This window comes from Rhodoglobus vestalii, from assembly GCF_006788895.1.
GTDB classification, from domain to species: Bacteria; Actinomycetota; Actinomycetes; order Actinomycetales; family Microbacteriaceae; genus Rhodoglobus; species Rhodoglobus vestalii.
This window is the reverse complement of the sequence record NZ_VFRA01000001.1, coordinates 2,591,892-2,616,736: the sequence shown is the minus strand read 5'-3', so window position 1 is coordinate 2,616,736 and position 24,845 is coordinate 2,591,892. Positions and strand designations below refer to the sequence as shown.

Below are 24,845 nucleotides of genomic sequence, written 5' to 3'. Positions count from 1 at the left end.
TGCTAATCCTTCTTGCCTGTGGCGTCGTCGTTGTGGGCGCCCTCTTCGGTTCCGCCGCCGCCGACGACGTCGGAGGCAAACTCGCGCAGGTGGTCGACAAAGCCGTACTCGAGGGCCTCACGCGCAGTGAACCAGTTGTCGCGGTCATTATCGATGAGCACCTGCTCGACACTCTTGCCGGTCTGTTCTGCGGTGAGCTCAGCCATACGCTTCTTCATATCGAGGATCACACCGGCCTGAGTTTGGATGTCAGCAGAGGTTCCACCGAAGCCACCAGACGGCTGGTGCAACAGCACTCGCGCGTTGGGGGTGATGTAGCGCTTGCCCTTGGTGCCAGACGACAGCAAGAATTGCCCCATCGAAGCGGCAAGGCCGATTCCGACCGTGACGATGTCGTTGGGGACAAACTTCATCGTGTCGTAGATCGCCATTCCCGCAGTGATCGATCCACCGGGTGAGTTGACGTAGAGGTAGATGTCGCGCTTGGGGTCCTCAGCCGCGAGCAGCAAGATCTTTGCGCAGATCTCATTCGCGTTCGAGTCCCGCACCTCTGAGCCGAGCCAGATGATGCGATCTTTGAGGAGTTGGTCAAAAACACTTGAGACCAATGCCGGTTGGGCCATTGTTGCGCTCCGTTTCAGTAATCGCTTAAGAACGAATCTATCCGAGTACGTGCCCCGATTTTGGCTTGTTCGCCCTAGGCAAAGTACCGCGTCGCATATTGGTGCTTGTAGGCTCGCAAAATGCATCACAACTGGCGCGATCGAGTCGCAGATATCTGGACCAATGCCTCGTCGATGGCCGATGGCGATCTCGTCAACGCGATCGATGAGCTTGCCGGCGAGCGCAATAGCAACGACGCTGAGGCGTTATTCGAAGCGGCGGGTGCTCGTGACTACGCCGGGCGCGAGGCAGAAGCTGAACCGCTCTACCGGAGGGCATTAGAAAACGGGCTGGATTCCTCCCGCCGCCCGCAAGCTGTCATCCAGTTGGCCAGCACACTGCGCAATCTCGGCCGCATCGATGAATCTATAGCGATGCTTGAGCAGCAATTGCACGAGCATCCCGATGACGAGTGGACGGGGCCATCCGCCGCATTCCTGGCACTGGCACTTGTCAGTCGCGGAGACACAACTCAGGCAGCTGCGGTGGCACTTATGGCACTGGCCGATTACCTGCCGATCTTTCAGCGATCGGTGCGCGGCTATGTCGCTGAACTCGTGGCCGACTAGTTGGTCCTAGCGGGATTAGCATTACGGAATGCAGCAAATGATTCTGGATGTTGATACCGGCATCGATGATGCCCTTGCCTTGATGCTCGCCGTGCGGCATCCCGACGTGAACCTTCGAGCGGTCACGTGCGTAGCGGGCAATGCCACCCTCGAACAGGTGGTGAGAAATACGCTGACGGTGCTGGATGTCGCCGGCGCCGGGGACATTCCGGTTGCCGCAGGGGCACACCGACCTCTGCTCGCGGAGGCAAACCACGCTGCCCATGTGCACGGTACAGACGGCCTCGGTGACCTAGGCCTTCCAGAATCGATGCGCGCCGTGGCACCCGTGCACGCCGTGGAGTTGCTGAGGCGCGAGATCCTCGCTAGCCCTACCCCCGTGACTCTTGTTCCACTAGCGCCGATGACCAATATCGCCCTATTGGTGCGAATGTATCCGGAGGTTCTGACCAATGTTGAGCGGATCGTGTTCATGGGTGGTTCGGCATCCGTCGGCAACGCCACCGCGGTGGCCGAATTCAACACCTGGCACGATCCTGAGGCCGCCGAAATCGTGCTGACCTCCGGGGTGCCCATCACCATGTACGGCCTGGACGTCTTCTATGCGGTCACGATCCCACCGGAAGATATCGCGCAGCTCACGGCCTCTGACGAACCGGGAGCCCGGTTGGTCGGGCGATTGCTGCACCATATCGTCAGCGTCAAGGGCGGTGAAGTTCGAGTTTCTGGCGAAGGTCATGGAGATATTGGGGATGCCGGAGCCGTCTGCGCTGCAATCGACCCCGAAGGACTCCGCACCGTCAACCTGCCCGTAAGAGTCAGCCTCAGCGATCCGCTCACCCGCGGACAGACCGTTGTCGATCATCGCACTGCAGGCCATGAGCAGGCCGGCACGGCGGACTCACGATTCCGCCCGATCGATGTCGCACTCGGAATCGACAGTGCGCGTTACTCGAAACTGTTCCTTGACACGATCACTGCCTGAGTGAGCCGGGGGTTGTGGCCGCAGAGACCGACGCTAACCACGCCCGCCGTTAACGAACTCGTGGCCGACTAGATCACTAGCCGGCCACGAGAATAAAACGCTGTGTTAGGACTTGTCCTTGTCGGCTACCGTGTCGTCACCGGCAGCCGCATCGTCGGCGGCGGCGTCTGTGCCCTCGACTGCGGCGTCATCCTCGGAATCAGCCGGGTTCGCGACGGCGGCGAAGGCCGAAACATCGACAGCCTTGCCCTTAGAGTCAACGACCTTTGCCTTGCTGAGCACGACCGCGAGGGCCTTGCTGCGAGCAACTTCGGCAACCATTGCGGGGATCTGCCCGTTTTTGTCGAGAACCTGGATGAATTCTCCGGGCTCCATGCCGTACTGCTGAGCGCCCTGCACGAGGTATGAGGTGAGCTCTTCTTGACTGACCTTGACCTCTTCTTTCTCGACGATGGAGTCGAGGAGGATCTGGGAGCGGAACGTCTTTTCGCTGGCTTCGAGAACTTCGGCGCGGTGCGCGTCATCTTCGAGACGGTCTTCGTTCTCGAGGTGACGGTGCACTTCGTCTTCAACAAGCTTCGCAGGAACGGGGATGTCCAACGTCTTGAGCAGTTCGTCAACGATCTGGTCGCGCGCCTGAGCGCCCTGGCCAAAGGCCTTGGAGCGCTTGACCTGCTCCTTGAGGTCGGCCTTCAGCTCCTTGATGGTGTCGAACTCGCTGGCCATCTGCGCGAAGTCGTCATCTGCCTCGGGAAGCTCGCGCTCCTTGACTGTGAGCAGCGACAGGCTGATGACGGCCGTCTCACCTTCGTGGTCTCCACCGAGCAAGACCGACTCAAAAGTGGTGGATTCTCCAGCACTGAGCGAGTCAAGCGCCTCATCGATGCCTTCGATCAGTTCACCGGAACCAAGTTCGTACGAGATGCTCGATGCCGAATCGACCTCGGTGTCGCCAATCTTGGCTACGAGGTCGAGCTGGGCGAAATCACCCTTCTTGGCGGGGCGTTCGACGGTCACGAGGGTGCCGAATCGGGCACGCAGGGTGTCGAGTTCGTCTTTGACGTCATCCGCGGATGCTTCGACAGCATCGACCGTGAGGGTCAGCTTGTCGTAAGCGGGAAGGTCGAATTCGGGGCGAACGTCAACCTCGATAGCGAGAACGAGGTCTCCGCTGAAGTCCTTGATCTCGGGCCACGTGACAATGTCTGCCTCGGGGCGCCCCAAGACGCGAATCTCTTCTTCGGTGACTGCCTTGCGGTAAAAACTGTCAAGACTGTCGCTCACGGCGTGGTTGAGGATCTCTTCACGGCCCACACGCTGGTCAACCAGCTGCGGCGGAACCTTGCCCTTGCGGAAGCCGGGGATGTTGACCTGCGAGGCGATGTGGCTGTAAGCGTGGTCGATGCTCGGCTTGAGTTCTTCTGGGGTGACCGAAATGTTGAGCTTGACACGGGTCGGGCTTAACTTTTCAACGGTTGTCTTCACGTTGTGGACTCCTGTAATTCGATGGTGTATTTCGTCGGGGCGACAGGATTCGAACCTGCGACCTCTCGGTCCCAAACCGAGCGCTCTACCAAGCTGAGCTACGCCCCGGGCGCCGTACATTATTCTGGCCGCGACGTTATGGTTCCACGCCGGTGCACAATTGGCCTCGGCAAGTCTAGCCTGAGCCAGAACGGAATGGTGACGTGATCGTCAGAAATTCAGTGCCGTGTTGGTGGCTGAGACTTCGACTTCGTACTTTGCAAGGTTTCAGGTACAGTAATTCTCGGTGCACAGCTCGATCGAGCGCCGAGTGGGGATGTAGCTTAATGGTAAAGCCTCAGTCTTCCAAACTGATGACCGGAGTTCGATTCTCCGTATCCCCTCCACTCAACTAATAGCCTTCGCCACCACAGCACGTGCTGCCGTTCCCCCGGGGATGGGCAGGATCGGGTAGTTGTGGATCATTCCTTCGCCCACGTCAAAGGCCGTCCAGCCGTTAACCACTCGAGAGGTGATGTTCACCTGCCGAGCTAGGGATGCCTGGGGCTCAAAGTTGGCGGGATTTTTTTGAAGCTGCTCAATTCGTTCGAGCGTCTTGTGGGGGTCGCTAAACATTCGCTTTGGTCCGCGGAGGGACGGCAGGAAGGGTACGAGCTGACTGAGCAGGCTCGCCATCGGGTGCTAACTGTTAATGCGCTTCATGATGTGAATGGGAATGAACACACCGAGGGTGGTGACGAGGATTCCACCGATGAAGACGACCGACTCGAGGCCTTCAACATAAAATGCTTCACCCATCATGTAAATTCCGCCGACAAACAGCGCCAAAGAGATTACAAAACCTAAGATGTTCACGCCTACATCTTACTCACGCTCATCGCGCTTGCTCACGCTCATCCCGACACCAGTCCACACTTTCGCAGGATGTCGCTTCCTAAGCTTTATTCACCGATACTCTGGGCGCACCTCCCGAAAGGAGCCACGGGTCAATGGCGAGTTCACCGCGTTCCTTTATCGACCACGTAGGTCATGTGCTTTTCCCTCGCGGGCCGAAGGATCTCACTGACGTCTCACGGTGTCCGGCGTGCTTTACCCAACTCCCCAGCCATTTGGTGTGCTCCAGCTGCCAGCTCGATCTCAACCATCCTGATGCGTCCCTGCTCCGTGAGGCTTCCCTTTCGGCCGTGAGCGCCATGGATGCTCGGCTCGAGCTCATCGGAAAGGTTCGCTTCGAAACCGAGGTCGAACGAGCAAAGGCAGCTGCTGTCCGAGTTAACGCCGAGCAGGCTGTAGTTGCGGAAAATCGCAATCGCGCCTCCGAAGCCGCTGCGGCATCCACCGCCGCGGCCGTCGCCGCTTCGGTGCCGGCGACGGCTGCCCCATCAGCCAATGACCCGGCGGTCGCTGCCCCGAACATCGCCGTGCCGGTGGCTCGCTCGCACTATGGAGTGCAGGTGATCCTGCTGATTGTGGGAGTCTCGCTGCTCTCCGTCGGAGCAATCTTCTTCCTTATCTATGCCTTTATCAGCTTCGGGCTCATCTGGCGCTCGGTCATCATCGCCACCATCACAATTGCGAGCATCGTTGGTGCCACCTTCGTGAAACGGCGGGGGCTATCTGCGACGGCGGAAGCTCTTTCTGCTCTCGCGGTTGTGTTCGTCGTGCTCGATATCTATGCACTCCGGGCGAACGAGCTGCTGGTTATCGGCGACGCTGCAGGCCGCACATACTGGGGTTCCGCTCTGATGATTGCCGCTGCCAGCTTTGTGTTCTGGCACCGGGCGAGCGGGCTCAGGCTTGTCAGCATCTTTGGCTACACCGTATTCCCTCCCGCCGTGGCACTCTTTGTCTCGGGGATTGTGCCCAGCGAAGAATCTGGCGCTGGCACCCTGGTCGCAATGACGGCGCTGGCGGCGGCCTCCCTCATCCATGTGACAGCAGCCCACGACAATAACCGCGCCATCATCGAGCGCTCCGTGACGTTGGTATACGCGATGCTGGCACTCGTCGTCGGATTCGCCAGTGCTGTTTGGGACCGGTTGTTGGTTCGGGATACAGAACTTGGTGGATGGCTGCTTGCCATTGGCATAGTTGCGGCCATTCACAGCGCTGTTGCGCATCGGGCACACTTGCCCGCGATTGTGCGGAACTCATTCGCCACCGCATCCGGAGTGCTGTTTGCTTCGGGAGTGTGGACTGTTATCGCTGACGCAATGGTTTCTGGTGACAGAACGACGACCCCGCCGACGCTCGTCATCGTTGTCATTGCGACGCTGACCGCGATCGCGCTCCTCAGCGAAGCAAGCGGCCGTCGCAGCGACAGCGCGACACGTTCTGCCACTTTTTGGGCTTCCCTCGGCGTGTGGGGCGTCACCCTCGTTGCGACCGTTTCACCCTTGGCCACCTCGGTCGGTACCGCGTTCCAGTTCGTCGATCAGCAAGGCCTGCGCCGACGCCTCCCCGGCAGCGTTACCTTTGACATTCTCAGCAACGGTTGGCCCCAGCTCTCCCTCCTTGTGATCCCCGTCGCCCTGGCGCTGACCTGGTGGGCAACAGCGCAACTTCGTGCACGTGCCCATATCGTGATTGCGAGTGCAGGGACCGCGCTCTCGCTCGGTGCCCCACTCACCGGATCGCTCCTGGGCGCCATCGCGACCTGGCTCGCCGTTGCGGCCACCGCGCTGCTGGTCGTAGCAATCGACCGTCAACGCCGTGGCGCGCGCCGCACCCACCTCACGGTTGCTGCCGCCAGTATCCTGGCGCTTTCTCTCGCCTACGCGTCTGGCTGGTCCAGCTACGAAACGTGGCTATTCGCGAGCATCACCACGGGCATCCTCATCTTCCTGGCCAGATATCTCATCGATATCAGGGCTCTCCGGGTGACCCTGTTCGGCACCTCAGCGTTTATCTTTGTTCTCGCCTCCGCAGGCATCGGAGAACAACTGCAATTCGCGTTGACCCCCAACGCCCCGAACCCGCTTGAGATATGGATGACCGTCTCGATTGCCGCCGTGGCGTTGTTCGCCTGTTCACTCCTTCCAACGACTCGGGATGTTCTCCAGCCCGAGCGTCGTGTGCTGTGGTGGATGGGGTTCACCATCAGCACCGTGGCCGCAGCGAACCTTTGGACCGCCGCCGTCAGCGGTGCGCCTGTGCTTGGTGCACCACTCGCGCTCCCCCTTCATGTCGTTAGCCTGATCGTCGCGATCGCATTTGTGGCCGCCCTCGGCCTCACAATGCTGGACCGCAGCACAACAACGCACGCGGCACAAAGAATCTCCGCCGCTATTCTGTTGGCGCCGGCGACGGTGTGGGCGCTTGATAGCGCTAGTAGAACAATAGGACTTAGCACCATTGCGATCGAACTTGCCCCCGCCACAGCATCCGTACTGGTTGGTATCGTCAGCATGACACTTCGGGTGCGTAACCAACGCACGCTGGTGCGTCGATTCAGCGAACTCAGCGCACTCGCCGTCGCCGCAATCACCACCCTCAGCGCGATCCTTGAACCACAAGCAAGCCACTGGCTGATCGTGCTGCTGGTGGCCATCACCCTCCTGCTGGCATCCATCTCCGCCGACGGCATCTTCGGATCACACTCACTACGCCGCCACGCAATCTGGGCCGCAGTCGCCTTCGCCACCTGGTCCCTCTGGATCCGCCTCGACCAATCCCGCGTAGACGCACTCGAAGCCTACGTACTGCCACTAGCAGCAGTAGTACTCGCCATCACCGTATTCATCGCCCGTGCCGAGCTGCGCGAATCGTGCCTGCGCTCGGCCCCGTACATTGCGCTGGCGGGCTTATTCATCGCGATCATGCCGCTCACACTCAACGCTGCCAGTGGGTCAGAGCTTCGCACGCTGGTGATCGCCGGGATTTGTGGAGCGCTACTGCTCACAGCAGCGTTCCTGGCCCCCCACCCGAGACTCGTCGAGTTCTGGGGAATCACCATCATTGCCTCTGCCACCGGCGTTGTCACCGCCACCACCGCGCGCACCCTTGTTACCGTCGACAACAATTCACTCTCCTCGCCCGAAGTTGACGTCTGGGTGCTGGGAGCAGTCGCCATCCTCGCGCTGGCAAGTTTCGGGCTCGCCTCGGCAGGTTTCTCGCGCACCGCCGCACACACCCGCTGGGCAATCGCCAGCGAAGCATTACTGGGTGTCGCCATTGTTCTGCTCTTCGCGCTCGAAACGGTCATCCTGCGAAGTGTCGGCGTTCAAGAAACGCTCGCCAACGATATCCGAGTTCTTAGCCTCGTCACCCTCGCCGCAGCGCTACTGATGTTGAGTAGACGCGCGATGCCGTCACCGCTCACGCCGCGATTGAGCTACCTCGCGTTCGCACTGTCGATTGTGGCGGCGTTTACTGCCCTCAGCGCCAACCTCATTCACATCACCGAATGGTGGTTCGCCGTCTCGATTGTGGCCGTCGGAGTGCTGGTGCGCGCGCTCTGGTCGAATCTGCGAGATGTTGATCCGACAGAACGGCGCGCGCTGTGGTGGGTGGGATTGGCTCTCGCCACCGCGGCCGGCGCAAATCTGTGGATCGCCAACAGCACCAGTGGCCCTCTCGTCGAGGCTGCGCTAATTCTCCCGTTGCACCTGATGAGCCTGATCGTCGCAGTAGTCTTCGGCACGATCCTCAGCCTCACAATGCTGGGTCGTGGCAGGCGTATTCCTGTCGTGGAACGGATCTCAGCAGCCGCACTGTTGGCGCCAGCAACAGCATGGCTACTCGACAGTGCCATTAGAACGGTTGGGCTCGGCACGGTCGCGATCGAACTTGCCCCTGCCACAGCATCCGCGCTGGTTGCGGTGCTCAGCATGGTGCTCCGAGTGCGTCAGAAGCACACGCTGGTGCGTCGATTCAGCGAACTCAGCGCACTCGCCGTCGCCGCAATCACCACCCTCAGCGCGATCCTTGAACCACAAGCAAGCCACTGGCTGATCGTGCTGCTGGTGGCCATCACCCTCCTGCTGGCATCCATCTCCGCCGACGGCATCTTCGGATCACACTCACTACGCCGCCACGCAATCTGGGCCGCAGTCGCCTTCGCCACCTGGTCCCTCTGGATCCGCCTCGACCAATCCCGCGTAGACGCACTCGAAGCCTACGTACTGCCACTAGCAGCAGTAGTACTCGCCATCGCAATTCTTATTGCGCGGGCTGAATTGCGCGAAAGCCGTCTCGTTTCGGCACACTACATCGCCCTCGTCGGTCTTCTGCTGGGGATAGTCCCGCTATCGCTCAATGCCGCGAGCGGAACAGAACTCCGCCCGCTAGTGATTGCCGGATTCTGTGGCGCACTACTCCTTGCTGCCGCATTCATCCCAGCACGACCACGGCTCACCGAATTCTGGGGGATCTCGATCGTCGCCTCCGCCTCGGGTCTCGTGGTGGTCGCAACAGCGCGCACCCTGTACACAGTTGAGAACTTGGGCAACACCCCGCTGCCAGTGGATGCGTGGGTGCTCGGCGCCGCGGCACTAGTGGCACTGGCAGGCTTCGGTCTCGCTCGATCAGGCGTCGACCGCGCCACCGCCACCAACCGCCGGGCAATCGCCAGCGAAGCGTTGCTCGCCTCGGCAATGGTTCTGACCTATTCGCTAGAAGCTGTGATCATGCTCACCGTGGGGAGTAGCGACACCGCGACCAACGAGATCCGGATTGTCGCCCTCGTTGCCCTCGGCGCCGCAATTCTGGTGTTGAGCACCCGAATTGCTACTCCACCGCTGACCCCTCGCATCAGCTACCTCACCTGTGGGCTCGCAACCGCGCTCGGGGTCATCGCCCTAGCCGCGGGGCTAATTCAGCCCATCGAATGGGTTACGGTGCTGCTCGGTGCAGCCCTCATCACCCATGGGGCTGTGCGATTGAGGCGCAACCCTGAGGCGCGAAGCTTTAGATGGCTTGCGCCCGGGTTTCTGGTCGCTCTCGTTCCCAGTCTTATCGTGACTTTTACCGACAACGAAAGCGCCGATACGCAGTGGAGGATTATTGCCCTCGGAATCGCCTCCGTCGTGACAATCGTCGCCGGGGCGTGGTTCACACTGAAATCACCATTGCTCATCGGAACGATCGTCGTACTGATTCATGCCGCACACACCTTCGCACCGGCCATCGTGGCGCTGTACCAGCTCACAGACTGGTGGATGTGGGCCGTTGTTGGCGGAGCAATCGTTTTGTTCCTTGGCATCACACTTGAGCGCAGAATTCGCGATTTTAAGACCCTCAACACCAGAATCAGCGCCCTGCGGTAGCGCCCGCCCACCGACGAGGGCGCGACCGGGGGTGCTAGTTAGCGTTGCCTCAGCTTGCTTGTGGAATTTTTGTGTCGCCGTAGCGTTGTACTAGAAGAACAACGAAGGAGCACAAATGACCGAGATTAAAGCAGTTCCACAGACCTCAGCAGACCCTGACGTCACCTCGGGTGTTGCCCAGTTTTTAGGCCCCGTCGTCACCGACCTCATCGCTCTCTCCATTGATGGCAAGCAGGCTCACTGGCATGTACGCGGCGCGAACTTCCAGGCTGTTCACGAACTCCTCGACAGTATTGTCGACCACGCTCGTGAGTTCGCTGACACCGCCGCCGAGCGCGTCGTGGCTCTGGGCCTCCCCATCGATGCACGCACCCAGACCGTCGCCGCGAAAGCGAGCACGCCCTCGATGACGGCTGGTTTTCAGCAGTCGGATGACACTATTGCCGAAGTAATTGCGGCCATCGATGCAACGCTGGTAACCGTGCGCACCGCCGTTGATGAGCTGGGTGAGCTCGACAAGGTGAGCGAAGATGTCGCGATCGAAATCGCTCGCGGGCTGGAGAAGGACCGCTGGTTCCTCTTCGCCCACCTCGCGACCAAATAACGTTTCTGGTGGCCGCTTTTCTTACAATTCGTTGTGAGTGAAGCGGCCATCAAGAATCGTCGCGTCAACCCGCATCGCTCGCAGCTCTTCTCCGCTGCAGTCGAGCGGGTTTTTTCGTGTCACCACAATGTCAGCGACCTCACCGACCGCGATGGACGACTGCACTGATGCCTGCAACGCTTCAGCCACGGTGATGCACTGCTCCGGATGCCAGGGCTCTCGCCCATCGCGACTGCGACTCACCGCAGCGGAAATCGTCGCCCACGGGTCAAGCGGAGCCACGGGTGCATCCGACCCCATCAGGAGTTTGACACCCGCATCGAGCAGTGCCCGCAACGCAATGGTGCGGTCGTTACGCCCCGCCCAGTAGGCGTCTGCCACATCACGATCATCCATGGCATGTTCGGGCTGCACGCTGGCGACAATGCCGAGAGCGGCGAAACGGGGAAAATCTTCTTCAGTAATCAGCTGGGCGTGTTCAATCCGGCCACCGCATCCGATTTCCTCGAAAGCGTCAAGTGCCAGCCGGTTGGCGTCGTCGCCAATTGCGTGGACTGCTGGTGAGAACCCGGCGTCGCTTGCGGTGCGGATCCAGTCGATTAGTTCATCAGTGGGAATGTTCAGCACTCCCCTGTTCTCGCCATCGCCGGGGTACGGCTCGACGCAGTATGCGGTGCGCGTGTTGAGCGAGCCGTCAGTGATGATCTTGAATGGGCCAACCTCAAGCAGTGGCGCCAATTGCTGGCCGGTCGCGAGACCTTCTGAGATTGCGCGTTCCAGGAAGCGTGGGTACACACCAACGCGCACCCGGAAGAGGTCGAAACCTGCCAGCATGCGGCGGTGCCAGTTGTCGAACTGCCATGTCATCTCAAGATCAACGATGCCGACTACGCCGCGGGATGCTGCCTCTTGGGCGCCATCCCGAATCCAAACATCAAGAATTTCTGGTTCCACGCGGCTGAGTGCACTACCGACCTCGAATGCTTCTTCCTCTCGAAGAAATCCGGTCGGGTGTTCGTAGAAACCGAACCGCTCTAGCGCGAGGCTGTTGAGCCAGCAGGAGTGCAGGTCGCCGCTGACCAGTACGACGGCGATGTCGGAGACTGCCGAATCGAGCAGTGCCCGTGTGGGCTGGTCGGGCCACAGTGCATCCCGAAACCCTTGACCAACAATGAGCCCATCGGAGTGCGGAAGCACTGAGGTAGCGATCGTGACTGCGACCTCGGTAGCGGAGGTGGTGTGGCTCAGGTCGAGCCGTTGCGACTGCTGGGCCCACATGCTGGAGTGCACGTGCTGATCCCAGAGCCCCGGCATGATCCAGCGACCATCAAGGTCAACGACGTCATCACTTGCACGTGCGGGTGCATCGTTGCGAATCTGTGCGGGCACCGTGTTGTGCTCTTCAATTGCGGCAATTCTTCCTCCGTCGATAAACACATCAACACGACGAGATGCATCATCACCGACGATGCGGGCGTTACTCAGTTTCACTCGGTGAAGCCCTTGTCATTTCTGCGGCCAGTTCTGGGCTAGCGTACGTGCCATTCGAACTCAACTCACCCACAATGCGCTCTCGAACTTCAGGCTTCTTGTTTTGACTCATTTTCATGCGGGCATCGAACCGGTCAATCACGATGCGGAGCCCCACCGTTCCCTTGGCCGTGCGGCGAGCACCGGCCTCATCGTCGCTGAGACTGATCGGATGCTCAACGTGATGTTCGAAGTGGTCGACGAGTTCACTGAGCACACGAAAATTTTCTTCGTCGCTCAAGATTTCGGGGGTGCCGTAGAGGTGTGCTGTTGCGTGGTTCCAGGTGGGAATGTTGTCACCTTCGGGGTACCAGCTCGACGAAATATAGCCGTGGGGGCCTTGGATGATGACAAGAACTTCATGCTGGCCCAGTTCGTGAAGGGTGTCATCGGGGCGCCCGAAGTGCGTCACCAGACTAATCCGGTCGTCGTTTTCTTCCAGCATCACCGGATAGTGCGATGCGACCATTCCGGTTGAGGTGGGAGACACGATCGTGGCCCACGGGTGCTCGCCGATGAGACGTCGAACTTCTTGCTGGTCGCAAATTATGTAGGTCGGTGTGTGTCGCATGTCAGCCTCCCTGATGATAAGACGCTAGCGGCGCTTGGCAACTCGGGCACCAGTACAGTTTGCGCGCCGAAGCCAACTCCATCACGATGTTGGTGCCACAGACGCGACAGGGCAAGCCTTCGCGGTGGTACACCCAGTGGCGATCGGCACGATTCGCAAGCGCCGCAGCGTATTCGTCGGCGGTGAGGCCTTCCCTGGTCATCATCTGGCCGGTTGAGACACCAATCTTGAGCAGTTGTGCCCAGTCGCGCCACAGTTCTCGCAGCAGTTCTTCTGGGATGAGCTTTCCGGGAGTGTGCGGGTCGAGCCGCGCGCGAAACAGGATTTCGGCACGGTAAACATTGCCTATGCCGCTCACGACTGACTGATCCATCAGCAGTAGCCCGATGGCCGTTTGTTTTTTGCTCACGGTCGCAACGAAGCGTTCTTCGGCTTCCCCCACGTCATCGACGAGGGGGTCGGGGCCCAGTTTGTTGAGCGCGACCTGAACCTCATCCGGTGTGAGCACTTCACACGCGGTGGGGCCGCGCAGGTCGGCACAGGTATCACCCGTGAGTAGACGCACTCGCACGGCCCCGATCGGCTCCGGCGGAAAGTCAGCAACTTCTTCGCTCGCTTTTTCTTGCTCAGACATCCGCAACCGGGTGCGCCGTGGTGCACCGATGCTCGCGAGTGAATCTTCGTGCTCGCCGACGACGGTGCCGTGCTGGTTGGTTTGTCCCATCCGGCCGGAGGCGGATGCCGTGGTGGCATCCGCGGTGAAGTCCCCCGAGAAATCCCAGGCTCCGTAAAGCCCGAGGTGCACGCGAAGCCACCGGTCGTGCTCGAATTCGAGGAACATTTGTTTGCCCACGGCTTTGGCGCTGAGCATCCGGAGCCCGTCGATGCGTTCAGCGCCCGCGGCGAAACGGCCCTGGGGTGATGAGACCGCTGCGCGTTTGCCGACGAAGTGCAACGCAAATTGTCGCGCAATGCGATGTACGGAGTGCCCCTCTGGCATTACGGCTCGAGGGGGTGCGCAGCGATTGCGCCGGTTGTTTCGTATTCGCCCAGCTGGGCAATGCGCCGCACGTGTCGTTCGTCTCCCGAGAACGGCTCGGCGATAAAGAGGTCAATGAAGCGGGTGGCTTCGTCAACGGTGTGCTGGCGTGCGCCAATGGAGATGACGTTGGCATCGTTGTGCTGGCGGGCGAGGGCTGCCGTCGAGTCATTCCAGACGAGGGCGGCGCGGATGCCCGTGACCTTGTTGGCGGCGATCTGCTCGCCGTTGCCCGAACCGCCGAAGACGACGCCGAGTGCTTCGATACCGGCGGTCTCATCGGCGGCAACAGCCCGTGCTGCGGCGATGCAAAAGCCGGGGTAATCATCCAGGGAATCATATTCAGCGGGGCCGTGGTCAATGACTTCGTGGCCGACATCAGTGAGGTGCTGTTGGAGGGTTGCACTGAACTCTAGGCCGGCGTGATCGGTCGCGATATGGATGCGCATTCGACCAGTCTACGGTCGTGTGTGAGCACTGGTGCAGACATTTGTGGGGCGCGGCATAAGGTAGGTATGTGCGGTCACAAACCGCCCCCAAACGAAGGAGTTGTCCGTGCCTGGAGAGAACCTCACCCGTGTTGAAGCCCACGAGCGTAAAGCAATTGTTAACGTTGACCGTTACGAGATCGCCCTCGACCTCACGGCAGGCGCCGAGACGTTTAAGAGCAGCACGACTGTTCGTTTCAGTGCCACTGCTGGCGCATCCACGTTCATTGATGCGATCACTCGCACCGTGCACTCGGTGACCCTCAATGGCACCGCGCTTGATGTTGCCGCCGTGAACGATGGTGTGCGCATCCAGCTCGACAATCTTGCTGAGAACAACGTTCTTGAGGTTGTGGCGGATGCCGAATACACCAACACCGGTGAGGGCCTGCACCGCTTCGTCGACCCCGTTGATGACGAGGTGTACCTTTACTCGCAGTTTGAGGTTCCCGACTCGCGTCGCGTGTTTGCGGTCTTTGAGCAGCCTGACCTGAAGGCAACGTTCGCATTCACGGTGACGGCACCGGCGCGCTGGGCGGTCATCAGCAACTCCCCCACTCCCGTGCCGGCGGTGGATGGCGAGAACGCTACGTGGGCTTTTCCTGCGACACAGATCATGTCGAGCTACATCACTGCGATCGTCGCGGGTCCTTATGCCGAGGTTCGCGATGAGCTCACCTCGAGCGATGGCCGCGTCATCCCGCTCGGTATCTTCACTCGTGCGTCGCTGAGCGAATTTCTCGACGCGGATTACATCTTTGAGAAGACGAAGCAGGGTTTCGAGTTCTTCGAGAAGCACTTTCAGTACCCGTACCCGTTTGAGAAGTACGACCAGATGTTCGTACCCGAGTTCAATGCGGGTGCTATGGAGAACGCGGGCGCTGTCACGTTCACCGAAACGTATGTGTTCCGTTCGAAGGTGACCGACGCCATTAAGGAGCGTCGCGTTGTGACGATCCTGCACGAACTTTCCCACATGTGGTTCGGCGATCTCGTCACCATGAAGTGGTGGAATGACCTGTGGCTCAATGAGTCGTTCGCGGAGTGGGCGTCGACCATCGCGACCGCAGAAGCTACCGAGTGGACTGGCGCGTGGACCACGTTCCAGGCGATGGAGAAGAGTTGGGCGTACAAGCAAGACCAGCTGCCTTCCACCCACCCCGTGTATGCCTCCATAGAAGACTTGGATGATGTACTCGTCAACTTCGACGGCATCACCTATGCAAAGGGCGGCTCGATTCTCAAGCAGCTCGTGGCGTGGGTCGGGCTCGAAGCGTTCATGGCCGGTGTCGCCGCGTACTTTAAGAAGCACGCCTACGGCAACACCGAGCTGAAGGATTTGTTGGTCGAGCTGGAGAAGACCAGTGGCCGCGAGTTGATGGGGTGGAGCAAGCTTTGGCTTGAGACCGCTGGTGTGAACACGCTGCGCCCCGAAATCGTGACGGCCGAGGATGGCACTGTTGAGAGCTTCGCGATCGTTCAGACTGCGGCTGCCGACTACCCCACGATTCGCCCGCACCGTTTGGCGATCGGCTACTACTCGCTTGAGGGCGAAAAGCTTGTTCGTCACCACCGCATCGAGATCGATGTTGAGGGTGAGCGCACCGAGGTTGCTGAGTTGGTTGGCACGAAGCGCCCCGATCTTGTGCTGATCAACGACGACGATCTTGCCTACGCGAAGATTCGTCTCGATGATGCTTCGCTTGAGGTTGCGATGAAGCACCTTTCGAACATCACTGATCCTTTGGCTCGCGCCATTGTGTGGGGTGCTGCTTGGGATGCTGCCCGCGATGCGGAGACTGCTGCGAGCGATTATGTTGCGTTGGTTCTTGGCAGCATTGCCTCGGAGAGCGAGTCGACCACGATTCGCACAACTCTGGCGCAGCTCGTTCTTGTTGCCAAGCAGTACGTTGCGCCTGAACGTCGCTCGGCGACTATTGAGAAGATCGGCAACACGCTGTGGGCGCTTGCTGAGAGCGCCGAGGCCGGTTCTGATGCCCAGTTCCAGTTCGTGAAGTATTTCGCCAGTGTCGCTTCGACCGACGAACACGTCACGGTACTTCGGGCGTTGCTGGGTGGATCGACAGCTCTTGATGGGCTGGAGATTGACACCGACCTCAGTTGGGAACTGCTCGAAGGTTTGGTGCTCAATGGTGTTGCCGATGAGGCTGAGATCGATGCTGCCCTGGCGAAGGACAAGACGGCAAACGGTCAACAGGCTGCCGCGCGGGTGCGGGCTGCCCTGCCCACCGAGGCGGGTAAGCGTGCTGCTTTCGCTTCTCTCGTTGAGAGCGATAAGTCGCCGAACGCGATTGTGCGCAATGTCACCATGGGGTACACGCATGTGAATGATCCGGCTGTTCTCGAAACGTTTGTGGAGCCGTATTTTGCGGCGATCAACGATGTGTGGAAGAACCGTAGCTATGCGATCGCTGAGACCGTCATCCGTGGTCTCTACCCGGCACCTTTGGCGTCGAAAGAACTCGTGGATGCCACCACCGCATGGCTGGATGCAAACCCCGAGGTTCCGGCCCTGCGCCGCATTGTCGTGGAGAACCTTGCGGGTGTGGAGCGTGCGCTGATCGTTCAGGGGCGCGACAACTCGTAGCACCCAGCCGCCACACCCCGTGCATCCCGGAGCCTAGCGACGACTATTCAGCAGTCGCTCGCTAGGCTCCCTGCATGGAAGATTTCACGTTGGGTGGCCTGTGGGCTGCCGTCAGCGATTTTTATGAGGCCTCGCGCCTGCTGCAGGGCCTCACGATCGTTGTGGGTGCGTGGGTGCTGCGCTTCGTCCTGCTCTTCGTGATCAAGCGTGTTGTCGATCGGATCGTCAACGGCGTTAAGCACAAAGAGAACATTCACGACACCCAGGTGCTGCTCACTTCTCCGCTGGCTGCGGTTCGAGTTGTCCAGCGCACGCGCACCCTCGGCGGGGTGCTGTCGAGCATTGTGACGGTCGTCATCGTGATCGTGGTGCTGCTTCTTCTCTTTAATCTCTTCGCTCCACAAGCCACGGGCGCTTTCGCACTCATTACCGCAGCGACGGGTGCCGGTCTCGGTTTCGGCGCACAGAATGTGGTCAAAGATGTGCTTAATGGTCTGTTTATGGTGGCCGAAGACCAGCTCGGGGTTGGAGATATTGTCGATTTGGGTCCGGCCGTTGGTGTGGTCGAGTCGGTTGACATCCGTATTACTCAAGTGCGTGATGTTAACGGAACCCTGTGGTTTGTGCGCAATGGTGAGATCACGCGTGTTGGCAACATGTCGCAGGGGTGGGCTCGGGTGATCATTGACCTTGCTGTGCCGTATGACGCGGATGTGGATGCCGTGCAAGAGCGGATCTTGCAGACCGCAACTGAGCTTGCCGCGACCCCCAAGTGGAAATCCCGTATCTTGGAGAAGCCGGAGATTTGGGGCATTGAATCTATTTCGGCTGAAGCTGTGGTCGTGCGCTTGGTTGTGAAGACGGCATCCGCCACTAAGGATGATGTTGCGCGTGAATTGCGCAGTCGGCTCAAGAGGTCTTTGGACGAGATGGGTGTCAAACTTCCGGCATTGAATTCGATCGTGTTGACTGGGTTTGATGGCGCGGCGAGTGTGCGCGGTGCACGACCACCCAAGACGCGCCCCGTAGCTGTGACACTTCCCGAGGAGAAACCCAAGAAATGACTGAGCTTGAGCCTGAGCCACGCAATAGCCTCCCCCTTAGTACTCGGCCGGCGGCGCCGATGAGTGCGCCGCGCGACACCATGTGGGAGCAGATCGGTGGCCGGGAGACTTTCGAGAAGCTGGTGCGCGAATTTTATGTTGGTGTGGCAACCGATGAGGTGCTGTTGCCGATGTATCCGGAGCAGCCCGACCTGGAGGGTGCCATCCAGCGTCTGACGGGTTTTCTTGAGCAGTATTGGGGCGGGCCCACGACGTATAGCGAGGAGCGCGGGCATCCCCGTCTTCGTCTGCGTCACCAACCGTTCAAGGTGAACCCGGATGCTCGTGACCGGTGGCTGCACCACATGCGGGCAGCTCTCACCACCCTAGAACTGCCCCCGCTACATGATGCCGAAATGTGGGACTACCTCGACCGTGCTGCGCACGCGATGGTTAATACGTTTGAGGATTAGCCGAAGTCCCTCAGGCGAACCCTGTTTACTTTCCGTGGGGTTGCTTGGTGCTTCGGGGTTGCTCGCAGCAACCCGGTCTGATTGGGATCTGGCGCAGCCGGGCCGCGGCGCGGGCGTTGGTGTTCGGTATCTCCGGCACCCACACGGTTGCTGCGTTCTGTCAGCGCGACGAGCGCAAGGTGCCGATCGGCAGTCCAACAAATCAACTTGCCTTTGTGATCCTTGTTGCGGCCTAGGACGCCAGCCTCCGCCAGCTGCGCGAGCGCCCGGTGCGCCGCAGCAGGAGAAACCCGGTGCCGCGCAGCGACAGTTTCTATCGTTAACACTGGTTCCGTAGCCAAAGCGTCGAGAATGCGGAGGATCACGGCATCGCGACGGGGTGTCGCCGGTGAGACGCCTTCGGCATTTCGGTACCGAACCAGTGTGTCTCGAATTTCAGCATCGAGCGCGGCGATGTCGCCAGAGAGACGCACTGCGTTTGCTGCGGCGAGCTCTGCGGCGTTGGCGAATCCGATGATCCAGTCATCTAGGCGGGGTGGATCCTTTCGAAACGCGGTGAGCCCAGCTATGTAAGCATTTATGTCGCCGGCGAAGACCGTGCTTATGGGGATGAGCGTGTTTCTGAGAGCATCCGTGCGGCGAAGAACGGTGTGGATGAGGGCACGCCCGGTTCGGCCATTGCCGTCAATAAAGGGGTGGATGGTCTCGAATTGCGCATGGGCGATCGCTGCGCGCGCCACAGGATTCCCGTGTGTTGTGGTCACAAAACGGCTGAGATCATCGACGAGCCGTCGCACTTCCGATTCCGGCGGGGGCACAAAATCGGCGCGGAGCGGGCTCCAGCCGGATCCACCAACCCAGTTTTGTTCAGTGCGCAATCCCACGTCTAACTCGGGTTCAATCACGTGCTGCAGATGTTCAAGGTCAGCCGTAGTGACGGGGCGTTCTCGGTCGGCGAGCGAGGCGATTGCTTCCTCCGTGGCACGAACGTTGGCGACAACGTCCAAGGCGACACGCGTGCCTTGCTGAAGCAACTCTGCGATCGCAAGCTTTTTGGGGGTGACCCGGTTGCCTTCGATCCACGAGGAGGAGATGCTCTCGGAGCGGATCAGGAGGTGATTGAGGTATCCACCGCGAGCGCCGATTCTCTCGTCTGCTCGGGCAAGAACCGCAAGTGCATCTTCTGCGGCTTGCTGTGCCTCTTGGCCTATCTGGGGAAGCTGGTCCCCCAGTTCGTCGGGCACGTAGGCACGGTAGCGACCGGGGGCTCGGTCTTTGCGACTGAGGTGTGCGGCATCGTGAGGGTTCCAGAGCAGGTCGACGTCGTAAGCCATGTGGACTGCTCCTAACGTGGGTGGCTGATGCCCTTAATATACTTTAGCTGCTTTAAAGGTGATATTGGATGTTCGCTATCACGTTTCTGGTTCGTGCGTTCGGGCACGGCGTTCGTCATCGCTTCAGCTTCACCTACACTGCAGGGGTTACCGTGAAGGTATGGAAATCACGCTGCAATTCTTCGAGGGCTGCCCCAACTGGAAGGTTGCCGATCAGCACATCCGCGAGCTCGTCGAAGAGTTCCCGGGGATAACGGTGTCCCGACACCTGGTCGACACGGTCGAAGAAGATGAGCGTGTGGGCTTTCGCGGGTCGCCCAGCATCCTCTTCGATGGTGTCGATCCCTTTGCTCAAGCGGATGCGCCGGTCGGGTTTGCATGCCGCCGCTATGTCACCCCTGATGGCTTTGCCGGCGCACCGACTGTTGACCAGCTGCGAGAGAAGCTGCGCGGCTTGTAAGCCTCGACGTTGACGTGCAATTCACCGACACGAGCGGATGGTTCTCCAACTACCGAATTGGTGAAACGACCGGAGCGACAAAGATTCTGGTCGACAAGAGCACCGACCGCATCATCGGCGCCCACCTCCTCGGCCACGACTATGCCGAACTCGCGAACACGATTGCTCACGCCATGAAGAACGGCCTCACCACACGCAAAATCAAGTCGACAACCGCCGCATACCCGTCGAGCGGGTCAGACTTGGGGTCGATGGTCTGAGTCGGGGAGGTGGCCGGAACGACGCGATCTCAAGCGCTGCACACGTGACCTAAATCACAGTCGGCACGAAGATGGTGCTCCGGGGTCAAGACAATTAGAGCTGGCGCTAAATATTCCATATTTCCAATCGCGCCGCAAAAGCAATGATCCGAGATATGACGCCGTTAGTTTGAGAAACCTGACAGCAGGCATGCCACGCTCAGCGCCACAGTGATGAGCGTGAAAACAAGCCCAACGCGGCTCACGTCCAGAAACCCTCCTTCGATGAAGAGGTCGACGAGCGTGTGCAATCTAGGCGACATTGATAGAGGCCCCGTCCATCGACGCTCGACTAGAGCACGCACGTGCCCGCCGCGGCCTTCTGTGACGATACTGCCTAGATCCCAACACCAGCGAGTACCCATTACGAGAAATGCGAATGCAGCCGCGGCGAGGACGGTGGGGAAGAGCACAGCGGTACCCAACACTGAAAATGCAAGCCCCAACCCGCTCTCTAAGTCTTCTCCTCCGTTACTAGCGTTGGACGCCACCACTCCAGCAACCGAGCCAAGGACGATTGACAGCGCAAACACGAAAGCGGAGAAAACAACGCGCGCAAACCAGCTCGCAGAAGCTGCTAACGCGCTTCTCTCTCGTAACGGAATTCGAGGCTTCGAGAGCGCGAGCACCGCGAGAGCGGGGAACGATACGAGGCCACAAACTGCAGCCCAAATACCGAACCCAACAGCAAATGGCGTCCCGAGAACGTCGATCGAAAACCCAACCACCAGCGCAAAGATGATTATAACTACGAGTAGGCCGGTGATTCCATCAGATACGACGTTAAAAACTCGCGTTCGCTTCGAAGTGCCAGTTATAGGTTCGGTGGCGATGTCGCTAGTCATAGCCACAGCATGTCGCTTGCCGGTGACATCCTGAGATGCGCGCGCCGGTCGAGCATCACTATTACGACGAAACCCCGAACTCCCTAAAACGAAATCGATAAGTTCGAGTCACGTTCGCATCATCGCGAAGCCAGCGGTGACCCCGGATGCTTCGGCCGATTCGATGTGGGAGCTCACCAGCGGTCGCGCCATGCCGCCTCTTCACCGAGGTATACAGAACTAAAAGCGAAGTCGCCGATAGACCGCATCTTTGATGGCAGATGAAATGGTGGACGGTTCTGGCAATCAACGAGGTCCTTCGAGCATAAAATGTTCGGCTCCAATGTCGGCGAGGACTTGTGCTCGAACGTTTTCAACCACACGAAGCACTCGATCTAGCTGAATCAGTACCGCAAATCGGATCGAATCCATATCGGAGATGTTATTCAACCGAGCGATTCTTTCCTCGTCCTCGTGGAGAGCGATGCCGTAGATGTAGTCCATCGCGATCTGATCGCTACCGAGAAGCTTGCCGGGGCCCGCACCGTTGTCCATTTCCAGTCGACCCGAGTACATGCCGGCTCCGCCTTCTGGGCTAACAAGTGCTCCGTTGCGAATGACTAAACCGACGTGTTTTTTCAAGGGATCGAGGGCACGAGCCCTATCTGGAGACAACGTCTGCAGCGCTTTCACGACGCCAGGCAGATAGCAATCTTCCTTTGCCAAAAAGAAGACGCGACACTCAACAATTACGCTGTCTAGGGCACGTTTCCCAAGTTGTGTGCGTGTGATGCTGTCAAGTTTGGGGCTTTTCCCATCCTCGCTCTTCCAAACAAGTTTCATTGCTGGAAGCTGTCCGTTGTCCGAATCGCGTAGGGACAATATCGGGTCGCCCAGTCCTGGCGCTGAGCGGTCCAGAAACTTGCGAATCTTTCGCTTCGCGTTCGCGATTTGCTCGATACTCGGCTCCATAGTGGGAGGCTATCGCACGGCGAACGCAGGCGAACGAATAGGGCCCGTCGTGGTGTTCGGCATGTCATGATTGCCCCATGGAAATCGCAGAGCTGGTTTTGAGATACCTTCAGGCGCTTGCTTGGCCTGGCGTAGCGATAACCGGAGTATTCGTGTTTCGGCGGCAGCTTACTAGCGTGTTCGCTCGCATAACGGAGGCAAGCTTGTTTGGCGCGAGCGTTAAATTACAGGAGAGCGCGAAACGGGCTGCCACAGAGTCCGAGGAGATTCCCGAGTTATCGGATCCGCTCGCCAAGATAGAGAAAGTCGAAAAGGTGAAGGACATCGATGCCGCCGCAGGCAGCATGCTCCGCTCCTGGTCCGCCATCGAGTCTGTAACCGAGAAAATTGGGCATTCCCTTGGTTTGTCTGGGCAAGAGGCCCGTTCGGTACCTCGCGTGATCCGCAAACTATCCGCCAGCGACCTCATAAGCAGAGAAGCAGCTAACGTCGCCAAGGACCTTCAATCGATTCGCAATCAGGTTGCCCATGGGGCGCCTGGCATCGAGCTGACTCAGTCTGTAGCTGATGACTTCGTCGAGGCAGCCGAGCAATTGCGAGTAGCCCTCGTGGTTACGTTGGGACGAGTACACATTGAGCGCTCATTAATGGAGAAAACTCCGCATTAGCCCTGCAGCGTGAAGTTGGATTCCTAGGGGCTCGCTACGTTATTGCCCCTTATTCCTCAGGCTCCGCTCGCTTCTCAATCAGATAGTCCATCTCATACGTAAGGCGAAGGAGCTGCTCGGTGAACTCTGCCACGTCCATTGCCTGAGCCTTACTTACCGACGCAATGACGTGGTTGGCCTCGTTACCTACATCTTTAATTCGATCGACCCAAACACGCATCTTTTTTGTAATTACGCCTTCGCTCTCAAGATGGTTCACTGCTTGGAGAAAGTTGGGCGATCTGCCGTTCTCGCCCTTCTCGTGGAGCCCTTGCGAAACTGCGATATGTAGCAAGAGTTTGCGACAGAGCATAACTGCAGCCGTCGTTGTCCCGCCCCCTAGGCACTCTCTAATCTCATTCCAAAGCTCGAGTTCACCCCCGGAAACTCCTTTGGGAACTCGCAGCGGAAGGGTGCTCGGGCTCGTCTTCGAGCCGTTCTGAACCAACCCGTGTTCGCAGTTTGCGCACCTCAACCAGCGCGTAATCGGACTGGATATCGTTTTGTAGCCAAGCAAAATGAGTTGCGTTCCAGCGCAGTTTGGGCACTCTCCGAGAACGAACGCGCGGTTATCGCTTTTCGAAAAGTTGCCTGGGGCACCACTAATTATTGTGAGATCGGAGATAGCATCAGCCATGCCGAAACCCTACACCGGTCGAGTCGTCAAAAATGATTAACCCTCGCGCAACCTCGCCCGCGCCACCACGCACTCCGTGTGCCGCAGGATGGGGCCGTCGACCATACGACCCTCGAAGGTGAAGACGCCAGGCTGTGTTTCCGCGGCGGCGAGAAGTGCCCGTGCCGACGCGGTCTGCTCGACCGTAGGCGCATAGCTCTCGCGAACAACCGCAACCTGAGAGGGATGAATGCAGGCCGTTGCCGTAAACCCGACCGCTGCCGCATCCCGAGCCCCTGCACCCAGCCCGTCGAGGTCAGCGATGTCGCGACGCACGGCGTCGATCATAGCCTTCGAATAGGCACCAACCGCTAGCAACACCGACGAGCGCGCGTGCAGCGCCACACCGCGGTACGGGCCATCGTCTTCGCGGGACGACGAACCACCGAGCGACGCCACCAGATCTTCGGCGCCCCACATATATGAGCCCACAGACTACAAGTAGCATTGGCATATGTCTGCACTCGATGATCTCGTGGAGTTTTGGAATCGCGAAACCGAACGCTGGATTGGTGGAGATCTCGAGGTGCCAGAGCGCCTCCGCGCCTGGTTCAAGTCGTATCAAGGTAAGGGCCAGGGCGCTGTACGCCTGGACGTATTTCCGGAACCGTATACGGGAAAATTGATTGGTAATGACGCACCGATGATTATGCTCGGGTTAAACCCGGGTGGTGCCGTGCCACGCTTCCAAGCGCACGGCGGCTACTTCGTTGAGCAACTGAAGTCGATGAGCTATCACGACTGGGCATCCACAGCGCCGTACGTTGGCGAGCTTTGGGAATCGATTCACGGCCGGAATACCTATTACCGCAACCGATTTAAGTTCGCTCAACGTTTGTTTGAGCGATCCGAGTGGCAGATGTCCAACGGCGTATTCTTCGAGATGTATCCGTACCACTCTTCCCGCGTAACCGGGTCAATGACCCCACCCGCAGACGCGCTCCGCGAGTTCGTCCTTGATCCGTTGGGAGAGCTCAACTCCAGTTTCATTTTTGCCTTCGGCAAACCGTGGTTCGACGTACCGCGTCGGTTGGACCTCAAGCCCGGGCGTGACCTCAACGTGAAATGGGCGACCCCGAGCCGCACCGCCAGAGCATTCCCGCTGAAGTCTGGCCAAGAACTCATAGTTATGGCACAAAACGGCTATGCAGGCCCTCCGGGCGCAGCCGATACAGATGCACTAGCTAAGGAGCTCAAGCTTCGTTGAAACTCCGCGACAGTCCGCATCGGCAATGCTTCGCACTCCCGA

General features: G+C 59.3%; 23 protein-coding genes, 2 tRNA genes and 1 pseudogene. 12 read left to right on the top strand and 14 right to left on the bottom strand.

What is annotated here, in order from left to right:
• Positions 1 to 2 precede the first annotated feature (2 nt).
• The gene (locus FB472_RS12935) at positions 3 to 623 is read right to left on the bottom strand and encodes an ATP-dependent Clp protease proteolytic subunit (RefSeq protein ID WP_021808913.1); all 621 of its coding nucleotides are present in this window, start codon (positions 621 to 623) and stop codon (positions 3 to 5) included.
• Positions 624 to 743: 120 nt separating this feature from the next.
• On the opposite strand from FB472_RS12935, the gene FB472_RS12930 reads away from it, so the two are divergent.
• Positions 744 to 1,232, top strand: a complete 489-nt coding sequence (locus tag FB472_RS12930) for a tetratricopeptide repeat protein (RefSeq protein WP_141991232.1) — start codon at positions 744 to 746, stop codon at positions 1,230 to 1,232.
• A gap of 28 nt (positions 1,233 to 1,260) precedes the next feature.
• On the top strand, positions 1,261 to 2,217 hold the full coding sequence (locus FB472_RS12925) for a nucleoside hydrolase (protein ID WP_141991231.1): 957 nt from the start codon (positions 1,261 to 1,263) through the stop codon (positions 2,215 to 2,217).
• Positions 2,218 to 2,322: 105 nt separating this feature from the next.
• Here FB472_RS12925 and tig read toward each other — a convergent pair whose 3' ends face one another.
• Positions 2,323 to 3,702 carry a trigger factor gene (gene tig / locus FB472_RS12920; protein ID WP_170192096.1) on the bottom strand — a complete coding sequence of 460 codons (1,380 nt, stop codon included), beginning with the start codon at positions 3,700 to 3,702 and terminating at the stop codon, positions 2,323 to 2,325.
• A 34-nt stretch (positions 3,703 to 3,736) separates the two neighbouring features.
• Positions 3,737 to 3,810, bottom strand: a tRNA-Pro gene (locus tag FB472_RS12915).
• 204 nt (positions 3,811 to 4,014) lie between these two features.
• Between FB472_RS12915 and FB472_RS12910 the strand changes: the two genes are divergently transcribed.
• Positions 4,015 to 4,088, top strand: a tRNA-Gly gene (locus FB472_RS12910).
• Between the two features lies 1 nt (position 4,089).
• On the opposite strand, the gene FB472_RS12905 is transcribed toward FB472_RS12910, so the two are convergent.
• Together FB472_RS12905 and FB472_RS14085 are read right to left on the bottom strand one after the other, a co-directional pair.
• Positions 4,090 to 4,377 (bottom strand): hypothetical protein, encoded by a 288-nt coding sequence (locus FB472_RS12905; RefSeq protein WP_141991230.1) that lies wholly within the window; start codon positions 4,375 to 4,377, stop codon positions 4,090 to 4,092.
• A gap of 6 nt (positions 4,378 to 4,383) precedes the next feature.
• Positions 4,384 to 4,557, bottom strand: a complete 174-nt coding sequence (locus FB472_RS14085; RefSeq protein ID WP_170192095.1) for a hypothetical protein — start codon at positions 4,555 to 4,557, stop codon at positions 4,384 to 4,386.
• 134 nt (positions 4,558 to 4,691) lie between these two features.
• Here FB472_RS14085 and FB472_RS12900 point away from each other — a divergent pair, with 134 nt between their 5' ends.
• Positions 4,692 to 9,968 carry an SCO7613 C-terminal domain-containing membrane protein gene (locus tag FB472_RS12900; protein WP_141991229.1) on the top strand — a complete coding sequence of 1,759 codons (5,277 nt, stop codon included), beginning with the start codon at positions 4,692 to 4,694 and terminating at the stop codon, positions 9,966 to 9,968.
• Between the two features lie 115 nt (positions 9,969 to 10,083).
• A complete protein-coding gene (locus FB472_RS12895; RefSeq protein ID WP_021808906.1) occupies positions 10,084 to 10,572 on the top strand; it encodes a Dps family protein in 489 nt (162 codons plus the stop codon).
• Positions 10,573 to 10,593: 21 nt separating this feature from the next.
• Here the strand turns inward: FB472_RS12895 and FB472_RS12890 are convergent, their stop codons facing one another.
• The 4 genes from FB472_RS12890 to FB472_RS12875 are packed head-to-tail and all read right to left on the bottom strand — an operon-like array spanning position 10,594 to position 14,161.
• A complete protein-coding gene (locus FB472_RS12890; RefSeq protein ID WP_141991228.1) occupies positions 10,594 to 12,063 on the bottom strand; it encodes an amidohydrolase in 1,470 nt (489 codons plus the stop codon).
• Positions 12,050 to 12,673 carry an FMN-binding negative transcriptional regulator gene (locus FB472_RS12885; RefSeq protein WP_141991227.1) on the bottom strand — a complete coding sequence of 208 codons (624 nt, stop codon included), beginning with the start codon at positions 12,671 to 12,673 and terminating at the stop codon, positions 12,050 to 12,052. Before FB472_RS12885 ends, FB472_RS12890 begins: the two co-directional genes overlap by 14 nt.
• Before the next feature lies 1 nt (position 12,674).
• Positions 12,675 to 13,673: an Fpg/Nei family DNA glycosylase gene (locus FB472_RS12880; protein WP_141991226.1), complete on the bottom strand. Its 999-nt coding sequence runs from the start codon at positions 13,671 to 13,673 to the stop codon at positions 12,675 to 12,677.
• Positions 13,673 to 14,161, bottom strand: a complete 489-nt coding sequence (locus FB472_RS12875) for a ribose-5-phosphate isomerase (RefSeq protein WP_141991225.1) — start codon at positions 14,159 to 14,161, stop codon at positions 13,673 to 13,675. Before FB472_RS12875 ends, FB472_RS12880 begins: the two co-directional genes overlap by 1 nt.
• Before the next feature lie 106 nt (positions 14,162 to 14,267).
• Between FB472_RS12875 and pepN the strand changes: the two genes are divergently transcribed.
• The 3 genes from pepN to FB472_RS12860 all read left to right on the top strand — a co-directional run bounded on the left by pepN (position 14,268) and on the right by FB472_RS12860 (position 18,324).
• Positions 14,268 to 16,808, top strand: coding sequence for an aminopeptidase N (pepN, locus tag FB472_RS12870; RefSeq protein WP_141991224.1), 2,541 nt, complete (start codon positions 14,268 to 14,270; stop codon positions 16,806 to 16,808).
• A 74-nt stretch (positions 16,809 to 16,882) separates the two neighbouring features.
• Positions 16,883 to 17,872, top strand: a complete 990-nt coding sequence (locus FB472_RS12865) for a mechanosensitive ion channel family protein (protein WP_141991223.1) — start codon at positions 16,883 to 16,885, stop codon at positions 17,870 to 17,872.
• 59 nt (positions 17,873 to 17,931) lie between these two features.
• The gene (locus tag FB472_RS12860) at positions 17,932 to 18,324 is read left to right on the top strand and encodes a globin (RefSeq protein ID WP_141991586.1); all 393 of its coding nucleotides are present in this window, start codon (positions 17,932 to 17,934) and stop codon (positions 18,322 to 18,324) included.
• Here the strand turns inward: FB472_RS12860 and FB472_RS12855 are convergent.
• A complete protein-coding gene (locus FB472_RS12855) occupies positions 18,321 to 19,658 on the bottom strand; it encodes a Fic family protein (RefSeq protein WP_141991222.1) in 1,338 nt (445 codons plus the stop codon). The two genes, FB472_RS12860 and FB472_RS12855, sit on opposite strands and share 4 nt — an antisense overlap.
• Positions 19,659 to 19,818: 160 nt before the next feature.
• Between FB472_RS12855 and FB472_RS12850 the strand changes: the two genes are divergently transcribed.
• Together FB472_RS12850 and FB472_RS12845 are read left to right on the top strand one after the other, a co-directional pair.
• Positions 19,819 to 20,118, top strand: coding sequence for a thioredoxin family protein (locus FB472_RS12850; RefSeq protein WP_141991221.1), 300 nt, complete (start codon positions 19,819 to 19,821; stop codon positions 20,116 to 20,118).
• A 14-nt stretch (positions 20,119 to 20,132) separates the two neighbouring features.
• Positions 20,133 to 20,378, top strand: coding sequence for a hypothetical protein (locus tag FB472_RS12845; protein WP_215730446.1), 246 nt, complete (start codon positions 20,133 to 20,135; stop codon positions 20,376 to 20,378).
• 164 nt (positions 20,379 to 20,542) lie between these two features.
• Here FB472_RS12845 and FB472_RS12840 read toward each other — a convergent pair whose 3' ends face one another.
• Positions 20,543 to 21,262: a hypothetical protein gene (locus tag FB472_RS12840; protein WP_141991220.1), complete on the bottom strand. Its 720-nt coding sequence runs from the start codon at positions 21,260 to 21,262 to the stop codon at positions 20,543 to 20,545.
• 285 nt (positions 21,263 to 21,547) lie between these two features.
• Positions 21,548 to 22,213, bottom strand: coding sequence for a hypothetical protein (locus FB472_RS12830; RefSeq protein WP_141991219.1), 666 nt, complete (start codon positions 22,211 to 22,213; stop codon positions 21,548 to 21,550).
• A 77-nt stretch (positions 22,214 to 22,290) separates the two neighbouring features.
• On the opposite strand from FB472_RS12830, the gene FB472_RS12825 reads away from it, so the two are divergent.
• Positions 22,291 to 22,881 (top strand): hypothetical protein, encoded by a 591-nt coding sequence (locus FB472_RS12825; RefSeq protein WP_141991218.1) that lies wholly within the window; start codon positions 22,291 to 22,293, stop codon positions 22,879 to 22,881.
• Positions 22,882 to 22,930: 49 nt separating this feature from the next.
• Here the strand turns inward: FB472_RS12825 and FB472_RS12820 are convergent, their stop codons facing one another.
• Together FB472_RS12820 and FB472_RS12815 are read right to left on the bottom strand one after the other, a co-directional pair.
• Positions 22,931 to 23,557 (bottom strand): DUF4145 domain-containing protein, encoded by a 627-nt coding sequence (locus FB472_RS12820; protein ID WP_141991217.1) that lies wholly within the window; start codon positions 23,555 to 23,557, stop codon positions 22,931 to 22,933.
• A gap of 36 nt (positions 23,558 to 23,593) precedes the next feature.
• A pseudogene (locus tag FB472_RS12815) lies at positions 23,594 to 24,028 on the bottom strand (aldolase/citrate lyase family protein); the annotation flags it as partial.
• Positions 24,029 to 24,050: 22 nt separating this feature from the next.
• Here FB472_RS12815 and brig1 point away from each other — a divergent pair.
• The gene (gene brig1 / locus FB472_RS12810) at positions 24,051 to 24,803 is read left to right on the top strand and encodes an anti-phage DNA glycosylase Brig1 (protein WP_141991216.1); all 753 of its coding nucleotides are present in this window, start codon (positions 24,051 to 24,053) and stop codon (positions 24,801 to 24,803) included.
• Positions 24,804 to 24,845: the final 42 nt, after the last annotated feature.